We start from the raw sequence: 23,041 nt of genomic DNA on the forward strand, positions 1-23,041 counted from the left end.
TGCATGGACAGCCTTTTTCAATAAAGCATCTGGTATAACCGAACTAACAGGCGGGCGTAATTGTAATATATGCGCACCTCCAATTTTCGTTTATGCTTACCTGGTTTACGTCAACCCTGCAACAATACCCGGAAATCGCGGTTATGTTGACCCTGCTCTTCGGATACCTCATCGGAAAGATGCGGATAAAAGGTTTTACCCTGGGCACCGTAACCGGCGTATTGCTGGTGGGGATCCTGATCGGAGGTATTCACCTGAAAATCCCCGGTGAAACGAAATCTATTTTTTTCCTCTTTTTTCTTTTCTGTACCGGCTATGGTATCGGTCCGCAATTCTTTCAGGGCTTGCGGAAAGACGGATTACCGATTGCCCTGTTTTCCTTTATCGTCTGCTGCAGCAGCGTATTTTTCTGCTGGGCGATTGCCAGCCTGCTGCATTTTGATACGGGTACCACTGCTGGGCTGATGTCCGGCGCCAATACCTGTTCTGCTATTATCGGCGTGGCAGGCAATACCATTCATGAATTGCAGTTGCCGGATGCCCGTAAAACAGAACTGGTCAACCAGATACCGGTGGCCTATGCGGTCACCTATATTTTCGGAACGGCAGGTACCAGCTGGTTTCTGTCGGTAATAGGTCCCTGGTTTATGTCGGGTAGCCGCGAGAAGCTGATCGCCGAAACCAAAGCCATGGAAGCCACCATGAGTGATGCCGTGGACGAAGGGGAGGAGAACATCCGGAATGCCTATGACCGCGTGGCTTTCCGCGCCTATGTAGTCAATGAGGAGCTGGTGGCCGGCGGAAAGACCATCGCAGCCATAGAAAAAATACTCCACGATAAAAAAAGGGCCTTATACATTTTACGGATACGCCGCAGCGGCGACTTGCTGGAAGCCGCGCCGGATATGATGATCTACCCGGGCGATATCATTGCCGTAGGTGGGCAACGGGCCGCGGCTATTGCTTCGGAGGCCTTGTTGGGAAAGGAAGTGGCAGATAGTGCGCTGCTTACTTTTCCGGTGCAAACCATTAATGTAATCGTTACTGGTAAAGACGCGATCAACCAGCCTTTGAAATTCCTGGCCCATCATCCTGCGCTACATGGCCTCAGTATCCGGAAGATTTCCCGGAGTGGCATCGAAATTCCATTGCATGCGGGTACCGTTTTGCAAAAGGGGGATGTGGCCGAACTGGTGGGCATCCAGGAGGAGCTGGACAAGGCAGTCGCTATGCTGGGATATAAGGAGAGGACGGGGCTGGAAACAGATATCGTATACCTGTCTGCCGGCATTGTGCTGGGCACTTTGTTTGGCTCGCTGAGTGTGCGTATTGGCAATGTACCTGTTGAGCTGAGTACAAGCGGAGGGGCATTGATTGCCGGCTTGCTGTTTGGCTGGTTACGGGCAGTACATCCGCGTTATGGCTATATTCCGCCGGCATCGCAATGGGTGCTGACCAAACTGGGGTTACATGTGTTTATTGCCATCGTAGGACTAACAGCCAGTGAAGGCTTTTTACAGGGTCTGAAAGAAGAGGGAATTACCTTATTTCTGGCGGGTGTGGTGTTAAGTCTGTTACCGATGGTGGTGGCACTCGTGTTGTCCAAATATGTGTTTAAATTCCATCCGGCTATTGGGCTGGGAGCCTGCGCTGGTGCGCACGATGAGTCGGCGCCGTTACTGGCGGTACAGGATGCGCTGAACAGTAAAGTACCGGCGCTGGGCTACACAGTCGCTTATGCGGTGGCAAATATTACCCTCACTACTTCCGGTGTTATCATTGTTTTGTTGATGCATAAAGGAGGATGATCACATTTTGTTATTGTTTATTTAACAATTTTATTATCTTTCGAAAAATTTATTACCCGTAATTCCACGATAATCATTTACCCGGGAATGAGCATCGCAACGACTTAAACCAAAATGAAACCAACTTCAGATTGCACCGATTTAAAAAAAAATGAACAACTTTTTTAACATTTCCTTTGTTGATTAATTGAAATCTATTAGCTTTGCGTCCCATTAGTCTATAGGAATAATAGAGTATTAGGAAGCTGATGTTTTTAAACAAGCCGTTTTTATGAAAGAAGTATTGTACCAACCAGGTTACCGCAGCACTGGCTGCTGTTGTTGCTGTAACTGACAACCACCTATCAACTAAAAAAACAACACATACGTGTTAACGGATAATGTACTGTCACCCGCCGTTTCCATGATACTGCTGTTGCTGAGTATGACTACAATTTGGGATGTATAGCTGCCCCGCCGGATGCGGGGGAGGCATTGTATTGCATTGACCATTTAATAAACCAATCCACTCAACATTTTACTTATGTTACAACGATTGTTATTTTTTCTGTTACTGCTGGGGCCTGTTGCGGCTTTCGCGCAAACACGCACAGTAACAGGTACGATTTTATCAGCCAAAGACAATGAGCCACTACCTGGCGCCTCTATTGCTATTAAAGGCACCTCCAAAGGAGTGGTAAGCGGTGCAAACGGAACTTTCAAACTGGAAGTAACCGATGCCGCAGCAACTACACTCGTGATCAGATTTATCGGTATGGTGGAGCAGGAAGTGCCTATCAGCACTGCTCCTTTACGGATATTATTACAGTCCTCCGGGAAAGATATTGATGAAGTAATTGTCGTAGCCTATGGTACGGCAAAGAAAAATTCCTATACTGGTTCCGTATCCCAGATCAAAGGAGCGGAAGTTGCCAGCAGACAGGTTTCCAGCGTATCCAAAGCCTTACAGGGTTTGGCGCCTGGTGTACAAAGTACTGCTGCCAGCGGCCAGCCAGGTGCTGATGCGACGATCCGTATCCGCGGGGTTGGATCCGTGAATGCTTCTTCGGATCCTTTGTATGTGGTAGATGGAGCGCCTTACGGCGGTAGCATCAGTGCTATCAATCCGGGCGACATCGAATCCATCAGCGTATTAAAAGATGCTGCTTCCAGTGCACTGTACGGTTCCCGTGGTGCCAACGGGGTGATCATCATCACTACCAAAAGAGGAAAAAAGCAAGGCAGTAATATAGATATCCGCGTAAATCAGGGCTTTTCCAAAAGAGCCGTAAAAGATTACGAACAGGTAAATACTGACCAGTATTTTGAAACTTACTGGAGAGCACTCTACAACACCAAACTGGTAAATCCGCCGAAAGGTATGCCTGCCAATGAAATAGATGGATGGGCAAGAAGTCAGGCCAGCAGTGGCGTGGTACGTGACCTGGGTATCAACCCTTATGGCGACGCCTATGCGCAGCCGGTAGGTACCGACGGTAAACTGGTGCCAGGCGCCCGCGCGCTGTGGGACGACAACTGGGGCGATGCATTGCAACGTACCGGTACCCGCACACAGGCGGATCTGAGCATTTCCGGTGCAACTGAAAAAACAAGATACTTTGTATCCGGTGGTTACCTCAATGATCAGGGTATTTACCTAGGTTCCGGTTTCAAACGCTACAACGTACGCAGTAACGTAGAAATCGACGCTAAAAAATGGCTGAAAGTGGGCTTAAACTTCAATGGTTCACATTCCGATCAGCAGGCGCCTCCTTCTGAAGACAGCCGTACTGATAACTATGTAAACTACGCCCGTTCTATTCCTAGTTTTTATCCGATCTACAAACGGGATGGCGCAGGTAATTATCTGCAGGATAACAAAGGAGACCGTATTTTCGACTATGGTCTGTACCGTCCGAGCGGCGCTATTACCAATACCAACCTGGTGCAAACTTCCGGTATCGATAAACACAATGTACTGCGCGATAACCTGTCTGTTCGTACATACGGTGAAGCAACTATCTGGAGAGGACTGAAATTCAAAACCAGCTATAGTGCCGACTACCTGGCCCGTAACTCACACGACTATACGAATTCAGCGGTAGGTTTTGACGTGGAAACCGGCGGTTCTGTAGACAGAGGCAGCTATCGTACTTTCAGCTGGACGTTCAATAACATCCTGACCTACGAAGAAACTTTCAATGAAAAGCATCACCTGAACCTCCTGGCAGGGCAGGAAGCCTATAAATACAAGTATTCTTTTATCCAGGGATCTAAAACCGGTATGTCATCTCCAAGTCTGGATGAACCTTCTGCAGCTACGCTGATAAAAGGTTTTGAAGGATACACAGATACGTATAGCCTTTCCAGTTACCTGGGACGTGCGGAATATGACTATGACGGTAAATACTTCCTGTCTGCGTCCTTACGTGGAGATGGTTCTTCCCGTTTTGCACCCGGACACAACTGGGGTACCTTCTGGTCAGTAGGTGGTTCCTGGAAAGCTTCTCAGGAAGACTTTCTGAAAAAAGCCAGCTGGTTAGACCTGCTCACCCTGCGCGCCAGCTATGGTGGTCAGGGAAATGATAACCTGGGTGCCAGTGCTTATTACAGTTACCTGCCGCTCTATCTCGTGGCCAATAACCTGGGCGACCGGGGAGCATACCGGGATATGATCAACAATGAGCGTCTGCAATGGGAAACAAACCTCAACTTTAACGTAGGACTGGACTTCGCCGTATTGAAGAATCGTTTGGGCGGTACCGTGGAATTCTTCCAGCGTAAATCCAAAAACCTGCTGTTCTCCCAGCCGAAAGCACCATCTATCGGTTATTCTGCTATAGACGATAATATCGGTACGATGAAAAATACCGGTGTGGAAATCAGTTTACACGGCGTACCGGTACAAACCAAAGATTTTAGCTGGATAGTAGACGCGAACCTGACACATTACAAGAATACCATTACTGCTTTGCCGCAGAAAGAAATTATCAGTGGTACCAAGAAACTGATGGTAGGAAAATCTATTTACGATTTCTGGCTGCGTGACTATGCAGGTGTAAATCCGGATAATGGAGAGCCTTTATGGTATACAAACGATAAGGATGGTAATAAAATCACGACCAATAATTATGCTAACGCAAGTCAGTATTATGTAGGCTCCGCTATTCCTGATGTATACGGTGGTTTAACCAACACCTTCAACTATAAAGGATTCAGTTTCTCTTTCCTGATCGTATACAGCCTGGGTGGTAAAGTACTGGATAATGATTATGTAGGCTTAGTGCACACCGGTTCCAACCCGGGCCGCAGCTGGTCTAAGGATATCCTGAATGCCTGGACGCCTGAAAACAGATACACAGATGTTCCGGCATTAACAACCGGCACCAGCAGAGCGACAAGTTCCTCCACCCGTTTCCTCTATGATGCCAGCTATGCGCGGTTGAAGTCACTGAACCTGAGCTACAACCTGCCTAAATCACTGTTGGATAGAGCACACCTGAATAACGTAACGGTATATGTACAGGGCGAAAACTTATTCACGCTGTATAACCATCAGGGTATGGATCCGGAACAGGCAGTGGCCGGAACTACTTATTATCGCTATCCGGCTATCAAATCATTGTCTGCCGGCATTAACCTGAGCTTCTAAAAAAAAGTATCATGAAAAAGAACAGACTTACGCTCTTAACGATATTTGCAACAGTAGTGCTGTCTGCGTGCAGCAAGGACTTTCTGAACAACAGACCTACCAATGCCATCACGGATGATCAGATCTTCAATACGGCCGACAATGTGGAAACCGTGATCAATGGTACCTGGAGTTATATGTTTGAATCATTCTTCACCTATGCAGTACCGGGTTACAAATCTATTGACCTGACCAGCGATGCGATGGGAAGCGATGTGGCAGTGACCCTGAAATACGGCCTGAGAGATGCTTACGCCTATGGAGAAATGCTGGATAAAACGCAGAACCGCGTAGGTGCTTACTGGGGACTGTTGTACAAAGTAATCGACAACGCTAATAACATTATTGCCAAAGTAGATAATGCTACCGGCGATGAGGGACAGAAAGCCTACCTGAAAGGCCAGGCCTATGCCTTACGCGCATATTGTTATTTAACACTGGCGTCTTACTACCAGCTGAGTGTGAAAACAAATCCGAACGCGAAAGCAGTACCGATTTATACCGAACCGTCTACCAGTACTACACCGGGTAAACCAAGAGAAACCATTGCCCGTGTTTATCAGCAGGTAATTGATGACCTGTTGAAAGCAGAACCACTGCTGAAAAATTACCAGCGCGATGGGGCTAAAAAATGGAAAATTGACCTGCATGTAGCACAGGGTTTACTGGCGAGAGCTTATCTCTACAGCGGTAAATATGCAGATGCTGCCACCAAGGCTGCCGCTGCCCGCAGTGGTTATTCGCTGATGTCAGGCGACGACTATAACAAAGGTTTTAATGATGTCAACAACGTAGAGTGGATCTGGGGACATGGCCAAACGCCTAACCAAAGCAACGCCAGCTATAACTTCAACTACCTGGACGTTTCTTCTGCGGCTTCTTACTATTACAGCTTCATGGCAGATCCTTTCTTTAAAGATAATTTTACCCAGGGAGATGTACGCACTCGTTTGTTTGAGTGGGATACAACCCCCAGCCGCGAAGGTTTCCTGCGGTACAAAAAATTCCGTTTCCGTGATCCGCAGGCGATGGTGGGTGACCTGGTGCTGATGCGTGCTGCAGAAATGTACCTGATCGAAGCAGAAGCCTATGCAGAAAGCGGTAATCAGGGTAAAGCAGTAGAAGCGTTGAATACCTTACGTAATGCCCGTAACGCTGTTCCTTACGATCCTGCACATGCCGGTAATCTGAAAGATACCATCCTGCTGGAGAGAAGGAAAGAATTATGGGGAGAAGGGTTTTCACTGTCTGACATTATTCGTACAGGCGGTACCGTTAACCGGAGAGCCTTCCTGTCTTTCAATGGTGGCGACAGTATCATCAAGGTGCCACGTGCCAACGGTACTTTCAAAAGTGTAAAGGCAGTGGGACACCGTATCCTGTCTTTCCCGAACAAGGTGCCGTTTACACCGAACAGCACGAATTACCTGTTTGCTATTCCGATTGCGGAAGAACAGAATAATCCGAATCTCTATAACTAATGTTTGCTATAGCATAAAAAAAGCCTCCCGGAATTTTCGGGAGGCTTTTTTTATGCGGGTATTTTATTTTTTCAGATTGAGATATTTGTAGGTGCTGATATTTTTGCTGCTACCCGTGGCCGTAATGCTGACAGCAGTATCCGTCACCGGTAGTTTTTGCGGGTCGTAACTTTTGGCCCAGGTAATGGTTTCCTTGACCTGGCCATCTGCCAGGGTCTGTACCTTTTTTACCAGTTCATGGGCGGCCAGTATTTCCGGATTGATACTCCGTTGGAAAAAGAACAGGAGCGACAGGGCCTTTTTAGCATTGGGCCTATTGTTATAAGTATAGGTAGTCGTTGATACCGGCGTCAGTTTATCGTTGATGGCAATGGCTTCCTGCATACTGATCACATCGTCTTCCTGCCAGGTATATAGGCGCTCTGCTATCGGGCTGCCGCCGGAGGGCCCCAGGCGATAGGCTTTGGTAATACGATGCTGCTGATATTCGAGCGAGTCATAGCCTGCTATCTCCCCCGGGCTGGCTGGGTCGGGCGTCACGTAGGTGACTACTTTTACCAGGTCGCCGTTTTCATAGGTGTAAGACTGTTTCAACATGCCGGGAGCCGGCTCAATAGCACTTTTCCTATAGTAAACCTTTGCCGGAAGATTCGCTTCATAGTTAATGAGATAACCTGCATAACCGGCAATACCGGTATTTTCCATCAGGTAAAGTATTCTATCCCTGGTGTAGTAATAGGTACTGGTATCACCATTATCATTACTGACTTTATGCAGATACCAATCATCTGTTGGTTTGGGTAGGGTGGGGTTGGTGCCATTGCCGTTGTTATCGGTACTGTTATTGTCTTTTTTACATGCCGTCAGGAGCATGGTAAAGGCAATGGTACGCAGCAGCATTTTTTTCATAGCTTTTGATTGATGGATGCGTAAATGTATGATGGAATAACGTATATATTACGGATATATTTTTAAAAAGCCAGGGGAGGGCCGAAAGAGGCCCGGGGTGCAGTTGGTTGCTCATATATACAGGTTGGTGGCTGATACTGCGGGGGTAGCAGGAAACAATAGGGGGCAGGCATTGTTAAAAGACTTCAAACGAAGCCTTTTAACGATAGCAGATATTATTTTTTCAGATGAATAAACTCATAGGAGCCGGTCTGTTGGGTGGTACCACTGGATGAAACGTAGGTGGTAGTGACGCCAACCGGTACCTGAATCCCGTTATAGCTCATTTCACTGGTGGAGTAGGTTGTTTCGCCATTGGCCAAAATATATGTCCGTTTTATCGGATTATTGTTGCTAAGTAGTTCTGCATCACCTCCCCGTTGTAAAAGTACCAGGACCCAGATCATATTTTTGAATGGATTAGGTCGGGTACCATAGGTATATGCCCTGGTAGAAGACAGTACATATTTGTTGTTGTTGAGATAAGATTGCTGCACGCTGATCAGGTTACCATCTTTCCAGTTATAAATACGCTCTTCATTGTACTGGTACCCGGGACCACTATGATAGGACCTGGCAAGACGGCCTTGCTGATATTCCAGGGAATCATATGCCTTGATTTCCGGGTCTGTTTCGGTACCATAATGTTTAACGATGGCTACTTGCCCGTTCTTATAGGTAAATGTCTGCAGTTGCACCTTTAAACCCTCGTTTGTTGGCTTTTTCATGATTTTGATAGCTATCGGCTGGCCATTCTCGTAAAGGAACTGATGCTCGGTCTGGCGGGAGCCAATAGTGGTTATCAATTGATGCAGTGTTCTGTCGGGGTTGTAATAATAGGTATCTGTAATGTTGTCATTATTGGAATTTGTTTTAAGATACCAGTCGTCTATTGGTAGTATCGGTACTGGTGTTGGATTAACGTCATTGTCGATGGCATTTTTTTGACATGCTGTTAAAAAAAATGCCAGTATGGTACTACCTAATAGTAGTTTTTTACCATTTAAACAGGTTTGAATGTAACTAAATAATTCAATAACGTATATGGGTTACAGTTAGTAGCAGGCGAGCTTAATACACCCAGGGAATTACCCGTTTGGTGCGTTGCATATAGTCTTTGTAGGTTTGCCCGAACTGCGACAGCAGCATTTCTTCTTCGATGTTCATGCGATATATAAAAGCGGCTGTTACCGGAATAAACACCAGGAAGAGGCTGTACCAGTTATTGAGAGACAGGGCAAATCCCAGGAATGATAACAGAGAGCCGGTATAGGCCGGATGTCTTATCAGGCGGTAAAGCCCATCTGTTTTCACCTGATGATCTTTCCGGATGGTCACCACTACGGTGAATAGCCGTCCCAGTTGCCGGATGGCCGCAAAGCGCAGTAACATACCCAATATAATCATGCCGAGGCCGATGGCCGGTAATGGTATGTGACGCACGATCGGATGGGCGATGACGAACGTAAGTGCAACAGCGCTGTTGACGCTGATCATAATGATGATCCAGATAATCAGCAGACTGCTTTTATCCTGCTTTTTTTTGTCTGCACTGTCGCCGCCGCGCAGGAGCCGATGCAGTAAAATTTCAGATAAAAACCAAGCCAGGTAAATGACAGATGGTAACAGGTTCATGGCACTAGGTATTAAAACGGGTACAGGCGTAATATAGGAGATGTTTTTCAGTCCTCAAAAAGTGTGTATTTTGCAAAGAGCTAAAAATGTGTGTTATGGAAAACCTGCAAACAATATTACAAGCCGGAACCCCTGTATTGATTGATTGTTTTGCCACCTGGTGCGGCCCTTGTCAGGCGGTACCGCCTATTTTGAAGGAAGTAAAAGAGAAGCTGGGCGATAAGATCCGGATTATCAAGATAGATATTGATAAAAATCAGCAGCTGGCAGCGCAGTGGAAAATTATGAGCGTGCCTACTTTGTTGTTTTTCCGGGAAGGAAAGCTGATCTGGCGGGAGAGCGGGGTAGTACCGGCGCATCAGCTGATACCGGCGCTGGCAAAAGCCCTGAGCGATACAAATTAAACAGGGTTGGCTGCAGCTATGATGTCTATAAAACAGAACAGCCTATAGTAAAATGTGCGTCAGCTATTTTACTATAGGCTGTTGGCATATATAAAGCCGCTAATAGTGGCCGTTGTAAAATTGTTGAAGATCCTGTTCCAGCTTTGCGTAAATAGGATGAACGATGGCCATGAATATCTCCGGTGGAGAAGGAGGGAGTCTGTCAAAACCTTGAATCAGGCTGCGGTCTCCCAGGTCCAGTGCCCGGTCGTCGCCGTGGAACGTCCCGTATTCATTGGTCCAGGTATAACTGTTGGGAATACGATCCTCCCGCAATACCTGTTCCAGGTGATTACCATTGAGTTTCGTAATGCGATAATCCAGTATGGCACTGGATTCTACCCGCTTTTTAATAACTGAAATTGTTCCGTGGACTGTGGTGTAGGTTTTGATCACTCTACCTGTTGTATCGGTATAGGAACTGGTCTCAATTTCTTTTGAGAGATGTTTCTTTGTTTCGTCTACGATGGTTCTGCCTATCATGATGTCGGCAAAACGAAGGGCGATATACTCATCCGGCCGGAGATTGGCATTACGCGCCGTACGTTCATCATAAAATATGACAAAGCGGTTGTTGTTACGTTGCTGTAAGTTGCTGGCCAGGTTGTCCCGGAATTGATTGGTACGGTAGTCGGAATACATGGAGCGTACTTCAATATCGCCTACTACCACTCTCACGACTGCACGCTCGAAGGCTTCGTCGCGCAGGTTCTTGGTATCCCGGTAATCAGGTACCAGTTTCAGGGTCGCCACAAATTCATCGTAGGCTTTGCGGGCACTCATTTTGTCGCCCCTTTCCAGCAAGGCAATACCACGGTCATAGCGGACTTCCGCTGCATTTTCCTGGGCGCCGGTAATAGCGGTGCTGTAATCTTTCGGTTGTACAATCCGGAGGGCAGCAGGTGATTTCTGAATGGTGTTATAGAGTTGCTGGAGGGTGCGGTATTCGCTGCGTACAGCTTCCCACTTGAGTTGATTATTGGAACGGAGTGCGGCATTTACCCGTTCTTCATGTTGTTGTTGTGCGTGACGGTAGGCTTCCGGTAGCAGCTGTGTGGCAACAGCATCCTGCGGTTTCTTTTGCAAGGTTTTGACAAAAGCATTAACTGCCGCATCATATTTACCACCGTTGTATAATTTTTCACCGGATTTACAACCAGCGAACAAAATACAGGCTAGCGCACCCCATATTAAAAAAAGGGATAGGTGTTTGGGTCGCATATATCATATTTTAGAAAGACTACCAGTAATTTAGGCAGCTATATGATACAAGGATCATACCGGTATTATTTATATTGTCTTCTCAGCTCTCTGTCAGCTTCCCGTTGTTTGATGGAATCGCGTTTGTCGTGCAGCTTTTTACCTTTACCAATGCCGATTTCCAGCTTAGCCAGGCTTTTATCTGTAATGAACATACGAAGGGGAACGATGGTATAACCGCGTTCTTTAATTTTATTTTCCAACTTTCTTAGTTCCCGTTTGGTGAGCAGGAGTTTACGTTCGCGGAGCGGGTCGTGATTGGCGGAAGTACCGTGGGAGTATTCGGCGATATGCAAGCTTTTAACAAACAATTCTCCTTTGGAGAAGTAGCAGAAGGAATCATTGAAACTCACTTTGTTGCCGCGGATGGATTTGATCTCGGTTCCGGTCAATACCATTCCGGCAATATATTTATCTTCTATTGCGTATTCGAAATAAGCTGATCTGTTTTTTAATTCTGCCATTTAAGGGTATAGCTTTCAGGTAGCAGGCTGTTGGTATCCGTAAGTAGGGATACCAACAGGCCAGTATCCTAGTTTTTGAAGAGGCCCAATACAGTGGCCAGCTTCGTTTTAAGTTCTTTTCTATCCATGATGAAATCCAGGAATCCTTTATCCAACAGGAATTCGGCGCTCTGGAAGCCGGCAGGGAGGTCTTTTTTAATGGTTTCTTTAATGATTCTCGGACCTGCAAAACCGATGAGTGCACCTGGTTCTGCAATGTTCAGATCGCCCAGCATGGCATAGGAAGCAGTTACGCCACCTGTTGTCGGGTCGGTCATTAAAGAGATGTATGGTAACCTGGCATTGGCCAGCTGCGTCAGTTTGGCGGAGGTTTTGGCCATTTGCATCAGGGAAAAGGCACTTTCCATCATACGGGCACCACCTGACTTGGAAATGATCATCAGGGGCATCTTGTGTACAATACAATAGTCGATGGAACGGGCAATCTTTTCACCTACCACGGAACCCATGGAACCACCAATAAAGTTGAAGTCCATACAGGCTACTACGAGATCATTACCATGTACTTTCCCGGCTCCGACAGTCATGGCGTCTTTCAGGCCTGACTTTTTCTGTGCGTCTTTCAGCCTGTCGCCATAGGGTTTCAGGTCTTTAAAACCAAGGAAATCGGTTGGGTAAATATTAGGAAACAGTTCTTCGAACTGATTGTTATCAAAGATAATCTCGAAATACTCTGCGGAATTGATACGGTTGTGATAATTGCATTTATCACACACGTAAAAATGTTCCTTCAGTTCTTTAACGGTGATGGTTTTTTTACAGTTAGGACATTTGTGCCACAACCCATCCGGAGCTTCTTTCTTCTCACTGGTGGAGGTGGAGATGCCTTGTTTAATTCGCTTAAACCAGCTTGACATATTTTACTATTAGATTAGAAAATAGTGGTGCAAGATACGAATTATCGTATAAAGCAAAAAACATATAGCGAGAATTATGAATTTCAGGATCAATGCCTTGCAAGTGGATAACAGATAAGGGCGAATGTAATTCGCTGCTATTTCACCGTTACCATGCCAGCTGCCAGATGCCTGGATTCTTAATTCCCGCTATAGTCGCTTTTTGCTTTAACCTTTCCGCTTACTTATGCATTCCTGTTGATACAGTTCAGATCCTGGAAGGCCTCTTCCAGACGCTTTACAAAGGTTTCTTCGCCTTTGCGCAGCCATACGCGCGGATCGTAGTATTTCTTGTTAGGTTTATCTGCACCTTCGGGGTTACCCAGCTGTGCCTGCAGATAATCTTTCTTGTCATTGTAGAAATTGTGGATACCTTCCCAGAAAGCCCATTGCATGTCGGTATCAATGTTCATTTTGATAACGCCATAACCCAGTGCTTCGGTAATCTGGTGCTTAGGAGATCCGCTACCACCGTGGAATACATAGTATACCGGTTTGGCGGCAGTCTTGAATTTTTCCTGGATGAAAGTCTGGCTGTTATGCAGGATTACCGGACGTAATTCCACATTACCCGGAGAATATACGCCATGTACGTTTCCGAAAGCGGCAGCTACGGTGAAACGGGAGCCTACTTTGGATAATACTTCATATGCATAGGCCACTTCTTCCGGCTGCGTATACAGTTTGGAGTTATCTACACCAGAGTTGTCTACACCATCTTCTTCACCACCGGTTACACCCAGTTCGATTTCGATAGACATACCCAGTTTATTCATCCGCTCGAAATATTTATGGGAAATTTCGATGTTCTCCTGGATAGGTTCTTCAGACAGGTCCAGCATGTGAGAGCTGTACAGTGGCTGGCCATAGGCTTTGAAATGGGCTTCACCTGCATCCAGCAAACCATCGATCCACGGCAGCCATTTTTTAGCAGCATGGTCTGTATGTAATACCACAGGAACACCATAGTATTTCGCTACCTCATGTACGTGTCTTGCACCGGAAACACCACCTGCGATATTCGCCTGCAGTTTATCGTTAGGCATACCTTTACCTGCAAAAAACTGTGCGCCACCATTGGAAAACTGTATAATTACCGGTGAATTTACTTTGGCAGCTGTTTCCAGTACCGCGTTTACGGAGTTGGTTCCAACAACATTCACGGCAGGCATAGCAAATCCGTTGTCTTTGGCATCGTTATACAGCGCATCCAGCTCTTCGCCGAATAGTACGCCAGCTCTGTATTTTCCCATACTATAAAAAGTGTTTGTTTTTTAGGAAAGCAAATATAAGGAGTTAATAACAAGAATTATAGCGAAAACTACTCACACCCACAGGAAAAATAAAAAGCAGGGAACCAATCACTTATCCCGTTGCAGACAGCGGGGTTACCAGAGAATAACAGGCGGTAGGCATCTTCCGGAAAAATAAAAAAATACCACGGCAGGTCTGTGATGCGTTCGCAGTACGCTTATAATTGGAGGTGTAATCAGGGCGTGAGAACCGTGCGAAAATAATCCGGCGCTTCCAGCAAACGGCTGCCATACCAGGAAAACATTTCCCCGTCTACCAGCCGGATAGTGGCTTCGGGCAGTATTTCCTGCAATTCAGCCAGGTGTTTCTCCCGGAAGGGATAAGGCTCAGAAGATAATAATACCAACCTGCAACCGCTGGCAGCCAGTTGTTCCGGCGATATAACCGGATAGCGCAGCTGTTCACCGAATACATTCTGCAGTCCGCAATGTTGCATCATTTCATGGATAAAGGTGTCGCCACCCGCTACCATCCAGGGATTCCGCCAGATGAAGTAAGCGGTGGGGATGGGAGCCGGCAGGGGAGTGAGGGCGGCAAAACGGGCCTGGATAGTGTTGGCCAGTGTATGAGCGGCAGCTGCCCGGCCTGTGATATCGCCTACACGGGTAATCATATCACAGGCATCTGCCAGTGACTGTATATTACTTACCCATACCGGAAATTCCGCCATCAGCGCCGTTACATCACTTTGGAGATTTTCTTCCTTATTGGCGATAATGAGATCCGGAGATAGTTGCCGGATAATATCGGGGTGTACATTTTTAGTACCGCCTACCCGTGTTTTACTCCGGAACCACGTCGACGGATGTACGCAAAACTTGGTAATGCCCACTACTTCAGCATCCAGCCCCAGGGTGTATAACAGCTCTGTCTGGGAAGGTACCAGTGAAACAATTTTCTGCGGCGGGGCGGAAAGTGTGATGGTATGGCCTATCTGATCGGTAAAAACCATGAGGAGGAAGTTTTAATTGTAAAAAAGCTGTTTTGCTATACGATGGTATAACAAAACAGCTTTTTCAAGGAGGCAGGAAATTATCTTCCCAATGCCTGAATAATATCATACTTCGTGATGATGTGATGGTGGCCACTATCATCTTTGGTGAGCACTGCACCGTTCTCGCGGTTGATATATACTGATAGTTTTTCTATCGGTGTATCCTGGCTTACCAGTGGGAATGCTGTTTGCAATACCTGGCTGATTTTCGCATCTTTCAGGTTGGCATCATCTATCAGGCGGTTGAATAAACCACTTTCAGAGATTGCTCCGATGATATCGTTGCCCTGTGTTACCGGGAGATGTTCGATATCATATTTTTTCATCCGGGCAATGGCTTCACTCACAATGTCATCGGCGCCAATGGTTACCAGTGGCTGATTACGACGACCATTCACTACATCCTTCACGGTTTTTACATCCAGGAAGCCGCGTTCCATCATCCATTGGTCGTTATATACTTTACCTACATAACGGCTGCCATGGTCATGGAAAATAACCACTACCAGGTCATCCGGTTTCAGCTGATCCTTCAGCTGAATCAGGCCGGAGATCGCAGAACCGGCGGAGTAACCAACGAAGATGCCTTCTTCTTTGGTAATACGACGGGCCATTACAGCGGCGTCTTTATCCGTTACTTTTTCAAACCGGTCAATCAACGACATGTCGTAGTTCTCCGGTACAAAGTCTTCCCCGATACCTTCTGTGATGTACGGATATACTTCGTTCATATCCAGTTCGCCGGTATCGAAATATTTTTTCAGCAGGGAGCCATAGCTGTCGATGGCCCACACTTTAATATCCGGATTTTTTTCTTTCAGGAACTTGCTGGTGCCGGTAACGGTACCGCCGGTGCCTGTGGCTACCACCAGATGGGTGATTTTTCCGCCGGTTTGTTCCCATATTTCCGGGCCGGTCTGTTCGTAGTGTGCCAGGCGGTTGGCGAGGTTATCGTACTGGTTTACATAAAAGGAATTCGGAATTTCTGTAGCCAGTCTTTTAGATACGGAGTAATAGGAACGGGGATCTTCAGGCTCCACATTGGTAGGGCATACAATTACTTCTGCGCCTACTGCTTTCAAAATATCCACCTTTTCCTTGGATTGTTTATCGGTAGTGGTAAAGATACATTTATAGCCTCTGATGATGGCCGCCAGCGCCAGGCCCATACCGGTATTACCGGAAGTACCTTCGATGATGGTGCCACCTGGCTTCAGCAGTCCTTTCTCTTCTGCTACGTCAATCATCTTAACTGCCATCCTGTCTTTAATAGAGTTACCTGGGTTAAAAAACTCCACTTTCGCCAATACCGGGCAGGGCAAGGTAGCCGTTACGCGGTGAAGCTTTACCATCGGGGTATTTCCAATCGTTTCAAGAATGTTATCACAATATTTCATAATAATGAGGTTCTATGGGGGCGAAAATACGAATTACGGTTTACGAATCGTGGATTTGACCCGATATTTTAGCAGAAACACCTTTCTGTATGCTGCTTTCCGCTTTCTCCCTATATTTGTCACCGATGAGTGAAAGAATATTTATTACCGGTATTGGTACCGGTGTTGGAAAAACGATAGCCGCCGCCTGTATTACGGAAGCCTTGCAGGCAGATTACTGGAAACCTATACAGTCCGGGCTTGCAGAAGGAACAGATACGGAAACTGTGTCATCACTGCTGTCTGGCAACCTGTCTGTTTGTCACCCGGAAGCCTGGCGTTTGCAGGAGCCGGCATCTCCTCATCTGGCTGCCCGCATGGAAGGAGTTACCATCGATATTTCCCGGATCATTACCCTGGCTGGTCAATACCAGCCCGCTACCCGTGCATTGGTTATAGAAGGGGCCGGTGGCCTGCTGGTACCGGTAAACGACCATGAATTTACCGTGGACCTCATCCGGCAACTGAAGGCGCGTGTGATCATTGTGGCGCAGAATTACCTGGGCAGTATTAACCACGCCCTGCTAACTGCACGGGTGTTGCAGCAGGAGCGGATACCGGTAGCTGGCTGGGTTTTCGGAGGAGACTGGCATAGCAATGAAGAGGAAGTGGTGCAATGGAGTGGCTATCCGAAAATTGGCCGTATCCCCCTGACAAACCATATAGATAAAGCCTTTGTAAAGGCACAGGCACAATTGTTGACTGCACCGTTACATAGTTTACTGGCATGACCACTAAAAAGGATATACGAAAACATTTTCTGGAAGAAAGGCTGAACCTGGACGACCACACCATCATCACGCTGAATGAACAACTGCTGGCCAATTGCCGGCAACTGGACTTCCAGGAGGTAAAGTGGGCCCATGTTTTTTTGCCGATCTCCGAAAAGAAAGAAGTAAATACCTGGCCGCTGGTCAACTGGCTGAAAACAACCTATCCCGGCATACAATGGGCGCTTTCAAGGGCCAACATGAAAACCGGAGAGATGACGCATTACCATTGGGAAGCCAATACCATCCTGGTGAAAAATCGCTTTGGCATTCCTGAACCGGCGCAGGGTACGCCCGTTATTCCATCGGATCTCGACCTGGTATTTGTACCTTTACTGGCATTTGACCGGCAGGGTCACCGCGTTGGGTATGGGAAGGGAATGTATGACCGCTTTCTAAAAGAATGTCGTTCCGGCGTGCGTACCATCGGGCTTTCTCTCTTTGAACCGGTTGCACGGATCCTGGATACGGATCCCTGGGATGTACCGCTGCAAACAGTTGTAACACCCGGGCATATTTATCATTTTTAATAAATTACACAACAGTGCTCAGATACCTGAATTTCCTCTTATATCCCTTCTCTCTCCTGTATGGCCTGGTGATGTGGGTGCGTAACCGTTTTTATGATAAAGGGCTGCTGACAGCCGTGGAATTTGATATTCCTACCATCGCCGCCGGTAACCTCTCTGTAGGCGGCACCGGCAAAACCCCGCATGTGGAGTATCTGATCCGGCTGTTAAAAGATAATTTCCGGGTGGCTACGCTCAGCCGCGGATACAACCGGCGTACCAGCGGCTATCTGCTGGCAGATGAAAACAGCACAGCTGCCGATATTGGTGATGAACCAATGCAGTTTCATGATAAATTTCCGGATATTAAAGTGAGTGTGGGCGAAGAACGGATGCTCGCCATCCCGCAATTGCTGGGAGATGAGCCGGAAACCCAGGTGGTACTGCTGGACGATGCGTTCCAGCACCGTTCCATCAAACCCGGCATGAATATCCTGATTACAGATTACCGGCGGTTGTTTACCCGCGACTATGTAGTTCCTTTCGGCCGGCTGCGGGAAGGACGCAAAGGATATGCCCGGGCGAATTGCATCATTGTTTCCAAATGTCCGCCTTCCATGAGTCTGGCGGAAAAGCTGGCATTGGAAAAAGAAATCAATCCGTTGCCTCATCAGCGGCTCTTTTTCACTACCTTGCAATACGGGGCCCTGTATGATATGGTGACACATGAACCGATCACCCTACCTGCAGCCACCACAGTATTGCTGGCTTGTGGCATTGCCCGGCCGGAACCATTGCTGGATGAACTGAAACGTCGTTATGAGCAGGTATACCTGTTATCTTTCCCCGACCATTATTATTATTCGGAAAAAGATATTGCAAAAATCAGGAAAGAATGTGATGAGCTGCCCGGTACACAGAAAGTGGTCATCACTACCGAAAAAGATGCTGTGAGATTGCATTTGCTGAAAAATGTCCTGACAGAACAAAACCTGAAAATTGCTGTTATGCCTGTAGAGATCTCGTTTCTCTTCGGAGAAGCAACATTATTTAATAACTTTATTTTTGACTACGTGGCCCGGCAATTGCAGGTACCTGGTCAATAATAACTTACAACTGACATGAGTAAAAAAAAGAAAGATAAAAGAAACAGCAACAGTGGTGGCGGCCAGAAGAAAACCTTCAGAGGCATAGTGGAAGTAACACGGTCAGGAATGGCCTTTGTAATTGTACCAGGCCTCACCAAAGATATTATGGTGAAGCAAAAGAACCTGCATACTGCGTTGGATAAAGATGAAGTGCTGGTAGATGTGCTGAAGCAGGCCCGTAATGAAGGGCGTATGGAAGGTGTTATAACGGATATCCTTAAACGAAATAAAACTGAATTTACCGGTACCCTGCAGGTGAGCAAGAGCTTCGCCTTCCTGATCCCGGAAAAAGGTCTTTTTATGCCGGATATTTATATTCCGGCCAACTCCCTTGGCGCTGCTAAAAATGGCGATAAAGCCGTGGTAAAAATAGTGGCCTGGGGCGAAAAATCCCGCAAACCTGTAGGCGAAATTGTAGAAATCCTCGATGCCAGCGATACCAACGACCTGGCTATGAAGGAGATCCTCATCGAAGCAGGCTTCCCGTTGAACTTCCCGAAAGAAGTCATGGAAGAACTGGGTAAAATTGAGGAGCGGATAACGGAAACGGAGATACGAAAGAGAAAAGATATCCGGAAGATCCTCACCATGACGATCGATCCGATTGACGCAAAAGACTTCGACGATGCCATTTCTATCCGTACCCTGAAAAACGGATTGTTTGAAATAGGTGTACATATCGCAGACGTTAGCCATTACGTAGTGCCAGGTACCGCCCTGGATACGGAAGCCGATAAACGGGCCACCTCCGTATACCTGCCGGACCGCGTACTGCCGATGCTGCCGGAAAAAATATCCAATGAGCTGTGTTCCCTGCGGCCGCATGAAGATAAACTGACCTTCTCCGCTATGTTCCAGATGAACGAAAAGGGAGAAGTGAAACAACATTGGATCGGCCGTACCGTTATCCATTCCGATCATCGGTTTACTTACGAAGAAGTACAGGATATCATCGAAAGCCAGGATGGCGGCCCTTATAAAACAGAAGTGCTGTTGTTGAATAAAATTGCCCAGACACTGCGGAAAGATCGCTTTGTCCATGGTGCGATTAATTTCTCTTCCCAGGAAGTACGTTTTAAACTGGATGAAGCCGGTAAACCGATCGGTATTGTGATCAAGGAAAGTAAGGAAGCGCACCAGCTGATCGAAGAGTTTATGCTGCTGGCCAATAAAACCATTGCCGCCTACGTCGCAAAAGTAAAAATCAATAAACAACCCGTACCTTTTCCTTACCGTGTGCACGACACGCCAGATCCGGAAAAGCTGAAGGTGTTCGCCGTATTTGCCAGCAAATTCGGCTATAAGTTCGATCTGGGCTCTCCCGAGAGCATTGCCCGTTCTTTCAATAAAATGCTGCAGCTGGTAAAAGGTAAACCGGAACAGCATGTACTGGAAACATTAGGTATCCGTACCATGGCCAAAGCTGTGTATACGGTAAATAATGTAGGGCACTACGGATTGGGCTTTGAAGATTACTGCCATTTCACTTCTCCGATCCGCCGTTACCCCGATGTGCTGGTACACCGCGTACTGGAAGGCTGCCTGGCCAACAACGTGAAGCCCGACAAGCAGATGGAGCAGAAATGCAAACACAGTTCGGAGATGGAACGTAAAGCGATGGAGGCAGAGCGGGCCGGCAATAAATACAAACAGGTAGAATACATGCAGCAATACGTGGGCGATACCTTTGAAGGGGTGATCAGTGGCGTAGCGCATTTCGGCTTCTGGGTAGAAACCGTGGATACCAAATGTGAAGGCCTGATCAGTATTCATAACCTTAACAAAAGAGAAGAATTCCTTTTCAATGAAGGAGAATATGCCCTGGTAGGGCAGGCGAGTGGCCGTAAATTCCGTATAGGCGATAAAGTGAGTATACGGGTGGTAGCCGGCAACCTGGCCAAACGTCAGCTGGATTATGACCTGGAAGATGAACTGACTGCCACCGGCAGCCGCAGGGAACAAGGCTTCCAGCCTAAACGCAGAGACGACCAGCAACGATTCGACAGAAACAGACCAGATAGAAACCGCCCCGACAGAAATGACGGACGGAAGAAAAAGAAAGAGAAACAACGGGAAGATAACAGGCCCAATCAGCCGTGGAAACAACCACAGCAACCTGCTGCACCACAGCCGGCTATCAGAACAACGCTTGCGCCGGAACCCATGCCGGAACCAGTGGTAGACCAGGTAGCGGCAGAAACACATGTGGTGGATATGACGACAGCACCGGCACAGGTAACGCCACCACAAAAAGAAGCACCGGTAAAACCCGCCGCCAAAGCGCCGGAGCATAAGAAAAAACCGGCTACGGCTAAAGTGCCTGCTCCTGTTGAAGAAAAGGCGGCAACCGTTAAACCGGCTGCGAAGAAAACGGCTGTTGAAAGCACTGCCACCGCTAAACCTGCGGAAGTGAAAACACCAGCAGCGAAAACAAAAACAACGACAGCAACACCTGTTGCAACGGAGATAAAAACAGTACCAGCGAAACCGGCAAAAGCAACAGCAACGAAAGCTGCAGCGGCTGCAACGGAGGTAAAAGCGGTACCAGCCAAAGCGGCAAAAACAAAGACAACGAAAGTAACACCTGCCGCAGCAGTGAAAGAGGTGCCAGCGAAACCTGCCACCACAAAAGCAGCTGCAACGGCAACCAAAAACACAACGGTAAAACCCGCAGCGAAAAAAGCAGTAGCGAAAAAAGCTACGGCTACCACAAAAGCTGCGGTAGCAAAAATGCCGGCGGTAAAAGCTCCGGCAGCAAAACCAGCTACCGGTAAAGCCAGGGCACAGGAACCAACACCGGTAAAGGCAGCACCGAAAAAGGCAGCGGCTAAAACGGCCAAAGCGCCTGCTACAACTAAAGCAGCAGCGGAAAAAACACCCGCTAAAAAAGCAGCAGTAAAAGTGCCTGCAGCCAAAACACCGGTGAAAAAAGGCGCTGCTGAAAAAGCAGTACCCACTAAGGTAAAGGCAGTTGCTAAAGAAGAGAAAAAGCCAGTAGCGCCCAAAGCCGCAGCCGCCAAAAAAGCGACGCCTAAAGCGGCCGCTGTAAAGCCAGAAAAGAAAGCAACCGGTAAAACGACTGCCAGTACGAAACCGGCAGCTGCCAAAAAAACAAAGAAAAAAGAGTAAAAAATAAAACACGATTCACCTGAAGATGCAATCATTTAAAGAGTTAGTAGCACAGTTTAGCCAACAGTTTGATCAACAACATTTTCCGGAAGAGCCTTGCCAGTTATACAATGCAGCCACCCACATCCTGGGAATCGGCGGTAAACGTATCCGGCCGGTGCTTTGTCTGATGGGAAATGAGTTATTTGATACATTGCATCCCGATGCATTCCAGGTGGGTAATGCCGTAGAACTCTTCCATAATTTTACCCTTGTTCACGACGATATTATGGATAAGGCGCCGTTACGCCGGGGTAAACCTACCGTACATACTGTTTACGGGGATCCTGCGGCGATCCTGGCCGGAGATGTGATGCTGATTAATGTGTATGACCGGTTGAACAAGGTACAGCCGCGCTATAAACAAAAAATCATTTCCGTATTCAATAAAGCAGCCATTGAAGTATGTGAAGGCCAGCAGCTGGATATGGATTTTGAAGCCATGGAACCGGAAGAGGTGCAATACGACAGCTATGTAAACATGATCGGGCTGAAAACGTCCGTATTACTGGCTGCGAGCCTGCAGCTGGGAGCTATTATCGGTGGCGCCGGCGAAGGGAACCAGGAACATATTTATCAATTCGGGAAAAATATTGGTATCGCTTTTCAGATCCAGGATGATTACCTCGACGCCTTCGGTGATCCGGAAAAATTCGGAAAACAACAAGGCGGAGATATCCTGGTCAACAAAAAAACGTTCCTGCTCCTGAAAGCATTCGAACTATGTAATCCGGCCGAGCGTGCAGCGTTGAAAACGCTGATGGAAACCTCTCCGGATGATAAAGTAGACCGGGTATTGGATCTGTTCCATAGCTGCAAAGTGGATGCATGGGCAGAAAAAGAAAAGGAACGTTTCCAGGAGCTGGCATTCAGACGCCTGGAGGATATCGCTGTATTGTCCAAACGTAAAATGCCGTTGATGGAACTGGCAGATTATCTGTTAAACCGTCAGCAATAAGGTTTGTATTTAAATTCACGTTATATTCGCGCTTGTCTTATACAGGATGAAGAGAAAATGCATGGGTGGCAGTTACTGA

Annotated in this window: 18 protein-coding genes; 9 read left to right on the top strand and 9 right to left on the bottom strand. The window is 47.2% G+C overall.

Going from position 1 to position 23,041, the window contains the following annotated elements:
- The first annotated feature begins 92 nt into the window (after positions 1-92).
- The 3 genes from aspT to OL444_RS18120 all read left to right on the top strand — a co-directional run bounded on the left by aspT (position 93) and on the right by OL444_RS18120 (position 6,959).
- Complete coding sequence (gene aspT / locus OL444_RS18110) at positions 93-1,808, top strand: aspartate-alanine antiporter (RefSeq protein WP_264730890.1); 1,716 nt, start codon at positions 93-95, stop codon at positions 1,806-1,808.
- Positions 1,809-2,331: 523 nt separating this feature from the next.
- Positions 2,332-5,439 carry a SusC/RagA family TonB-linked outer membrane protein gene (locus OL444_RS18115; protein ID WP_264730889.1) on the top strand — a complete coding sequence of 1,036 codons (3,108 nt, stop codon included), beginning with the start codon at positions 2,332-2,334 and terminating at the stop codon, positions 5,437-5,439.
- 11 nt (positions 5,440-5,450) lie between these two features.
- Positions 5,451-6,959 (top strand): RagB/SusD family nutrient uptake outer membrane protein, encoded by a 1,509-nt coding sequence (locus OL444_RS18120; protein ID WP_264730888.1) that lies wholly within the window; start codon positions 5,451-5,453, stop codon positions 6,957-6,959.
- Between the two features lie 63 nt (positions 6,960-7,022).
- Here OL444_RS18120 and OL444_RS18125 read toward each other — a convergent pair whose 3' ends face one another.
- The 3 genes from OL444_RS18125 to OL444_RS18135 form a co-directional block, all read right to left on the bottom strand.
- Positions 7,023-7,868, bottom strand: a complete 846-nt coding sequence (locus tag OL444_RS18125; RefSeq protein ID WP_264730887.1) for a hypothetical protein — start codon at positions 7,866-7,868, stop codon at positions 7,023-7,025.
- Positions 7,869-8,083: 215 nt separating this feature from the next.
- Positions 8,084-8,635, bottom strand: coding sequence for a hypothetical protein (locus OL444_RS18130; RefSeq protein WP_264730886.1), 552 nt, complete (start codon positions 8,633-8,635; stop codon positions 8,084-8,086).
- Positions 8,636-8,978: 343 nt separating this feature from the next.
- A complete protein-coding gene (locus tag OL444_RS18135; protein WP_264730885.1) occupies positions 8,979-9,542 on the bottom strand; it encodes a methyltransferase family protein in 564 nt (187 codons plus the stop codon).
- Positions 9,543-9,637: 95 nt separating this feature from the next.
- Here OL444_RS18135 and trxA point away from each other — a divergent pair, with 95 nt between their 5' ends.
- Positions 9,638-9,946, top strand: a complete 309-nt coding sequence (gene trxA, locus OL444_RS18140) for a thioredoxin (protein ID WP_264730884.1) — start codon at positions 9,638-9,640, stop codon at positions 9,944-9,946.
- 99 nt (positions 9,947-10,045) lie between these two features.
- Here the strand turns inward: trxA and OL444_RS18145 are convergent, their stop codons facing one another.
- The 6 genes from OL444_RS18145 to OL444_RS18170 form a co-directional block, all read right to left on the bottom strand.
- The gene (locus tag OL444_RS18145; RefSeq protein WP_264752029.1) at positions 10,046-11,071 is read right to left on the bottom strand and encodes a hypothetical protein; all 1,026 of its coding nucleotides are present in this window, start codon (positions 11,069-11,071) and stop codon (positions 10,046-10,048) included.
- Between the two features lie 200 nt (positions 11,072-11,271).
- A complete protein-coding gene (gene smpB / locus OL444_RS18150) occupies positions 11,272-11,709 on the bottom strand; it encodes an SsrA-binding protein SmpB (RefSeq protein WP_264730882.1) in 438 nt (145 codons plus the stop codon).
- 68 nt (positions 11,710-11,777) lie between these two features.
- Positions 11,778-12,626, bottom strand: coding sequence for an acetyl-CoA carboxylase, carboxyltransferase subunit beta (gene accD / locus OL444_RS18155; protein ID WP_264730881.1), 849 nt, complete (start codon positions 12,624-12,626; stop codon positions 11,778-11,780).
- A 224-nt stretch (positions 12,627-12,850) separates the two neighbouring features.
- On the bottom strand, positions 12,851-13,918 hold the full coding sequence (gene fbaA / locus OL444_RS18160; protein ID WP_264730880.1) for a class II fructose-bisphosphate aldolase: 1,068 nt from the start codon (positions 13,916-13,918) through the stop codon (positions 12,851-12,853).
- 236 nt (positions 13,919-14,154) lie between these two features.
- The gene (locus tag OL444_RS18165) at positions 14,155-14,931 is read right to left on the bottom strand and encodes a helical backbone metal receptor (protein WP_264730879.1); all 777 of its coding nucleotides are present in this window, start codon (positions 14,929-14,931) and stop codon (positions 14,155-14,157) included.
- A gap of 80 nt (positions 14,932-15,011) precedes the next feature.
- Positions 15,012-16,370, bottom strand: a complete 1,359-nt coding sequence (locus OL444_RS18170; protein WP_264730878.1) for a pyridoxal-phosphate dependent enzyme — start codon at positions 16,368-16,370, stop codon at positions 15,012-15,014.
- A gap of 125 nt (positions 16,371-16,495) precedes the next feature.
- Between OL444_RS18170 and bioD the strand changes: the two genes are divergently transcribed.
- The 5 genes from bioD to OL444_RS18195 are packed head-to-tail and all read left to right on the top strand — an operon-like array spanning position 16,496 to position 22,962.
- Positions 16,496-17,140: a dethiobiotin synthase gene (bioD, locus tag OL444_RS18175; RefSeq protein ID WP_264730877.1), complete on the top strand. Its 645-nt coding sequence runs from the start codon at positions 16,496-16,498 to the stop codon at positions 17,138-17,140.
- Positions 17,137-17,709, top strand: a complete 573-nt coding sequence (locus OL444_RS18180; protein WP_264730876.1) for a 5-formyltetrahydrofolate cyclo-ligase — start codon at positions 17,137-17,139, stop codon at positions 17,707-17,709. Before bioD ends, OL444_RS18180 begins: the two co-directional genes overlap by 4 nt.
- A 14-nt stretch (positions 17,710-17,723) precedes the next feature.
- The gene (gene lpxK / locus OL444_RS18185) at positions 17,724-18,794 is read left to right on the top strand and encodes a tetraacyldisaccharide 4'-kinase (RefSeq protein WP_264730875.1); all 1,071 of its coding nucleotides are present in this window, start codon (positions 17,724-17,726) and stop codon (positions 18,792-18,794) included.
- 15 nt (positions 18,795-18,809) lie between these two features.
- Entirely contained in the window at positions 18,810-21,965 is a 3,156-nt protein-coding gene (rnr, locus tag OL444_RS18190) for a ribonuclease R (protein ID WP_264730874.1), read from the top strand.
- A 25-nt stretch (positions 21,966-21,990) separates the two neighbouring features.
- Positions 21,991-22,962: a polyprenyl synthetase family protein gene (locus tag OL444_RS18195; protein ID WP_264730873.1), complete on the top strand. Its 972-nt coding sequence runs from the start codon at positions 21,991-21,993 to the stop codon at positions 22,960-22,962.
- Positions 22,963-23,041 lie beyond the last annotated feature (79 nt).

The organism is Chitinophaga nivalis (assembly GCF_025989125.1).
Lineage (GTDB): Bacteria > Bacteroidota > Bacteroidia > Chitinophagales > Chitinophagaceae > Chitinophaga > Chitinophaga nivalis.